At 55.4% G+C, this 5,054-nt stretch carries 4 protein-coding genes and 1 pseudogene; 1 reads left to right on the plus strand and 4 read right to left on the minus strand.

Annotated elements, in window-relative coordinates; translation table 11 throughout:
- The 4 genes from C7H84_RS35825 to C7H84_RS35840 form a co-directional block, all read right to left on the minus strand.
- Nucleotides 1–405: cbb3-type cytochrome c oxidase subunit I (locus C7H84_RS35825; protein ID WP_205611507.1), on the minus strand; the 405-nt coding region annotated here is incomplete at its 3' end.
- A 194-nt stretch (nucleotides 406–599) separates the two neighbouring features.
- Nucleotides 600–1,367 (minus strand): squalene/phytoene synthase family protein, encoded by a 768-nt coding sequence (locus tag C7H84_RS35830; protein WP_162999522.1) that lies wholly within the window; start codon nucleotides 1,365–1,367, stop codon nucleotides 600–602.
- 74 nt (nucleotides 1,368–1,441) lie between these two features.
- A complete protein-coding gene (locus C7H84_RS35835) occupies nucleotides 1,442–1,852 on the minus strand; it encodes a winged helix-turn-helix domain-containing protein (RefSeq protein ID WP_121863190.1) in 411 nt (136 codons plus the stop codon).
- A gap of 1,276 nt (nucleotides 1,853–3,128) precedes the next feature.
- The gene (locus tag C7H84_RS35840) at nucleotides 3,129–3,404 is read right to left on the minus strand and encodes a hypothetical protein (protein WP_162999523.1); all 276 of its coding nucleotides are present in this window, start codon (nucleotides 3,402–3,404) and stop codon (nucleotides 3,129–3,131) included.
- Nucleotides 3,405–4,472: 1,068 nt separating this feature from the next.
- On the opposite strand from C7H84_RS35840, the pseudogene C7H84_RS35850 reads away from it, so the two are divergent.
- Nucleotides 4,473–4,952, plus strand: a pseudogene (locus C7H84_RS35850) (IS21 family transposase); the annotation flags it as partial.
- Between the last annotated feature and the right edge of the window lie 102 nt (nucleotides 4,953–5,054).

Below are 5,054 nucleotides of genomic sequence, written 5' to 3' on the forward strand. Positions count from 1 at the left end.
CGAACCGACCAGCAGCACGGCCGCGATTGGCAGGAGCCAGAAGCTGAAGTTGTTCATCCGCGCGAACGCCATGTCGGACGCGCCGATCTGCAGCGGAATCATCCAGTTCGCGAAGCCGACGAACGCCGGCATGATCGCCCCGAAAATCATGACCAACCCATGCATCGTTGTGAGCTCATTGAAGAACTCCGGACGCATGATCTGCAGGCCTGGCTCGAACAGCTCGGCACGGATGCCTAGTGCCATCACTCCGCCAGATAGAAACATGATGAACGAGAACAGCAGGTACAGCGTGCCAATGTCCTTGTGATTCGTCGCCAACAACCACCGGCGCCAACCCATCGGCATAGCATGCGCGTGATCCGCGCCGTGTGTTGCGACATCAGCATCCTTGGTCGTGCTCATCAAGCTTCCTCCAAGTATCTCCGGCTGCCTACGAAAACAATACGAGCGAGCTTCAATTACAACTCTTCAAATTGCTCGAACATAGCGTCGTGCCGATCAGCATCAAGCCCCCACAAAAGATGGAAAATACGCATTCCGAATGACTCATTTCCACATGTGAACACTGCACAAAACCCGGCGCGCAACTCACATTTTCAGGTCGAGCATAAGATGATCCCATGTCTAAACCGATCTACTGCCTCGAACGCATCCCGCAGCGGTTGCTCGCAAAACAATCGAGCCGGACCAACTGGTAATGCATTGAAATATGCAGCAGCCAGTTCGAGTTCCCGATCAATATAGCAAAGCATATCGATAGTGTTCCATCCAATTGGCCAAAAATCGACTCCGCGTTTTGCGTCATCGGTGCGATCGACCAATATATCGACCGCTTGTAATGCACGTCCAAAACTGATGGCATGCGTTCTGTTTGTGTCAGTGTGGTCGTACCAACACCATAAATCGCTTAGCAACAGTCCCAACGAGCCAGCAACAGAAAAGGCATAGTGATTGAGATCTTGTTCTGTTCTGATCAGCCAATTGCGGTCGACCCAAGTTGCCATACGCTCCGCCATAGTTGAAATCGCATCCAATACGCGAGGCCTAATTTCTGGAGGCGGAAGCATCGCCCATTCGCCCATTCTCAGCGTGACCGGTCGAAATATTGCTGCGTAACTGGAGAACACATCATGAAAGTCGCCGACCGAAATTTCGGTTTGCAGCATTCCGCCAATTTGTCTGAGCAAATCAATTTTGTCAGGACCGCCTATTTGAGAATGGTCCTCGATTTCGTCGATGCCTCTCACGCACAAATAAGCGCATGATATCGCCTCGTTTAGTCCCACTGGCAGATCGAGAATAGATCCACACCAGGTCTTGCTGCACTGACGAACAACTTCGTGTGCGTCGAGAAGCGAAGTCACTTCATACCCCAATCATTAAATATCCGGCTTATATTCGATTGCATGCATCAACGAGGTACATATACTGGCTACTATCACGTCCGGCCAGCAGGCGAGAACTCGGCCACCGCGCGTTGCGGCTGCGAGCCAGTGACGGGAAATGAATGGTCAAGGTCACCACTTACCATCGTTGCACCAAACACAACGAGCCGGTAGCCGATCGCGTAGGCCGATATAATCCTCATGTTCTTGTCCGCGTAAAGCCGTAGCTTTAGGCGTATACGAGAAATGTGCGTTTCCACGGTGCGTGACGAAGCATCGAACTCGCGCCCCCATACGGCCCTCTGGATCGCCCGGCGCGACACAATCTTATTCATGTTGCCGAGAAGGAATTCAAAAACGTCGAATTCCCTCGACGTAATATCGATTGCCTCACCATCGATCTCGACGGTGCGATAGGCGAAGTTAATCTTGATGTTGTCAACGTATAGGCATCTGCATTCCATGTCATCCCCCAGTGTCCGCGTCCGTTTAAGAGCATCTCTTCTAACACCACCTGTCGCTCCGTGGAGCGGTCCACCTGTGAAACTGCTCGCGTGAAGGCGAGCAGCGCGCCCTCGCGAGGCGCTGACGTGATATCACGAGGAGTGACCAGGCAACCCGCTCGATGGCGCGCTGACGTTCAGGGGCGTCCGCTCCGGCGGCGCGACATACGGGCCCGTAACGCATCGAGCGCGAACTGGACTTCAAGTGAAGTCAGCACGTCGCGCGTGAAGATCGAATCACTGCAAGCTCCAGGAGGCTTTACACACGTTCTTGTTAAATTCGACCGAAGCGATGTCCCCGTGGCCACCGCTGCATACACTTGATCCCCCAGCATCAACTCGTCGGTCACCACAATCTGTTCCATTGCATAGAATATCGGGCAGCGAGTTCCACCACGGCACCAAACTGAGCGGAACCCGCCGTCGTGCATAGCAGACTCAACGCATAATCGAGGTCATGCAATTGCGGATCGCCACAACGCTGTACATTCAGCGCAGAGCTCGGCGCGATGGCAAGCGAGTCGCTCTCGTCTGACCCACGCGGCAGTCGACCGTCGCCTTCTCGCTCGTCAGCATGGTCAACAACTATTCCGCACTCACGATAATGCTGAGACAAGCACCAATGCTGCGACTACGCTAGCCAAGAAGCCAGAGCCGATACCAGAATAGGAAATTTTTGGAAACAATGCCGCGAATCTTTTCGAGTCTTAGATTTCTTTTGAATTGCTTACTATGGCGACCGCCCGTCCCGTAACAGCGCTCTAGTCGTAGACCGACCCGCTCCGAACCACTGCGCCGTCGATGCCATCTGTCACGACGAAAAGGAATCCATACCGGCACCGAGCATTGAGACCGAGCACACGCTTCGCTCACCTTTCCCACGTCGAGATGGCGACCGCTAAAGATGCGAGCGCATCCTGTATATCCGATTGCACGGGTATAGGGCCCTGCACCGGGATCCCGGTCATGTTATGCGAGTGCGTAACAACAACCTGACGCAATTTCAGCGCAAAGTGACCGTCCGCCTACTCAGCGCGAGTTACCGCTGGGGCATGAACACCGAGGCGCCAAGTGCGTCCTCATGGCCGCCACCGAACCGCCAGTGAGCCCAATTTTTCCGCGATTGTCGTTACTGCCATCACCGCAATACCGTCCCGCGCGTGAGGGTGGTACCCAACCATAGTGCTGCCGTCTTCAACATTTCGAGTATGTTCCCCGCAAGGGCCCGGTTCAGTTGTCAACTGTATTCGAAAGCCTCGTTGGCCGGCCCCTTGACCAGCTCGAGGTAGTACATGGACTGCTGCGCCGCCGTCATCCCGAGCAGCACGCGTTGATGCGCCCCGCACGGGCATCTCCGCGAGCCGTCGATCTCGTTCCACAAGCGGTTGTACCGAGCGCTTAATGTCCTCAACTCTGATCGCCGCTGCCAGCTCTGCTGCATGAGCTTCGCGATTTGCGTCGCGAACTCCTGCTTTTCCTCTCCCATCGTCTCGTTCCGTTTCAAAAAGTTCATCGCGGACTACCTGCTGCACTGGCACGTCATGCAGCGTCGAGCCATATCGAATTTGAAAGCGATGCAGGCCGGATAACCGGCACGATATGCGCCAGCGCCCTTCCCTCGGGACGTCGGTCCCTGTCTTTACGCCACCTCGACCGGGTCGCATCTTTTGTTCATCGCGATAACGGATTAACGAGACCGCCGCAATGCCCATGGTAACCTCGCAGGGTCGTTGGTGAAAGCCGCGCGAACTGATTTCCGGAACGATTCGTCTCTTTGTCTCTAGCATGGAGGCGTCAGCGCTCTGTACGTTTTTCTTATTCCATTTTTTATGCCGTTCTGAGCGAATGATGGCTTTAGTTCATAGGCTAATACCAGTAAGCGCCGCAACACCCGTGGTTTGCGGTGAGCAACCAGGTCCAGGTTAATTTCCGAAAGCCGAGCGGACGAGATTACTGGCACGGTACATCTCGTCGACGCGACGCGCGTGGTCGGCTAACTCACAATGCGGGCACAAGCCCGTCCATACGGAACGAGCGTCATCTACGCATAGTAGATGCGGCACTGCAAATGGTCGCTGCATTGAATAAGACGATCCGTTTTGCTAACAGAGGCTGACGTAGGTATGGCAAAACAGGCGGTTTGTTGACAGTCGGTGAGCGCGGCCGCGACAATCCTATCGCTAAGACCAACCGGAATAGCGCCGCCTAATGCGGCCGCCAAGTGCCCGTAGTGCCGTGCCTACTTCAGCGCAACTTTTATCAAGGACAATCGCTGCGCATGTCGTTGAAGCCATCCAAGAAAGACGCTCAGCGAAACATTTCGACGCCCATCGTCGAATGAGCTAAGTGGAAGTGCATCAGCTTCTCCAGCTCGCCATGTTGTCTCGGACGGCGTTCAATATTCAAAACTGGAGTTTCGTCATCTTCAGCGATCGGAAGCAGCGCGAGGCCATTCGAATGCATGCGTTGTTGGGCGCAAGGTAATAATCGGCCACTTTCGCGCGAAGTAAATCTGAGCCACCTTTCAGTACAGTCAGCCATTTGCGCGCACTGGCTGGCGGTCCTCCAGAAGGAACAGTGGATGCAAATCTATGTGCTCAAAACCCAAGGCGTATCGGACCGCGTGATGGCGGGGCGCCTGGGCATTTCTCGCAACACGGTGCCGTGGTACCTGTCAGCTGAGGAAGCACCGCGCTACAGCCGCGTGAACTCGGCCAACAAAGCTCGGAGCATTCGAGGCTTACATCGTCGAGCGCACGAGCGCCGCGGCACCCGAGATCATCGGTGCGCCGGCGCTGCTGCGCGAACTGCATGCGCGCGGGCTACGATGGCCAACTGCGAAGCCTGCAGGCTTTCATGAACGCGCATAAATCCGTGCTCAAGCCAAACCCAGTCGTTCGAGCCCGAGCCCGGCCGGTAGATGCAGTGCGATTTCGTTGTCTTCCGCCGAAGCGCTGAGACGCTGATCGCCTGTCATCGTGCGCTGTTCGAAGCCTTGGGTGGCGTTCCTCGCGAGATCCTTTACCACAACGCCAAGACCATCGTTGTCAAGCGCGATGCCGATGCTTCCCTGTAGCTAAAACTATGTGCTGATTTGCTTCCAGTGTGCGCCGCCCGAATAGCGTCAGGCGGCGCCTGATCTCGCGCATCGACCGAACCGATC

Origin of the sequence: Burkholderia sp. Nafp2/4-1b, from assembly GCF_003635165.1 — a bacterium.
Classification (GTDB): Bacteria; Pseudomonadota; Gammaproteobacteria; order Burkholderiales; family Burkholderiaceae; genus Burkholderia.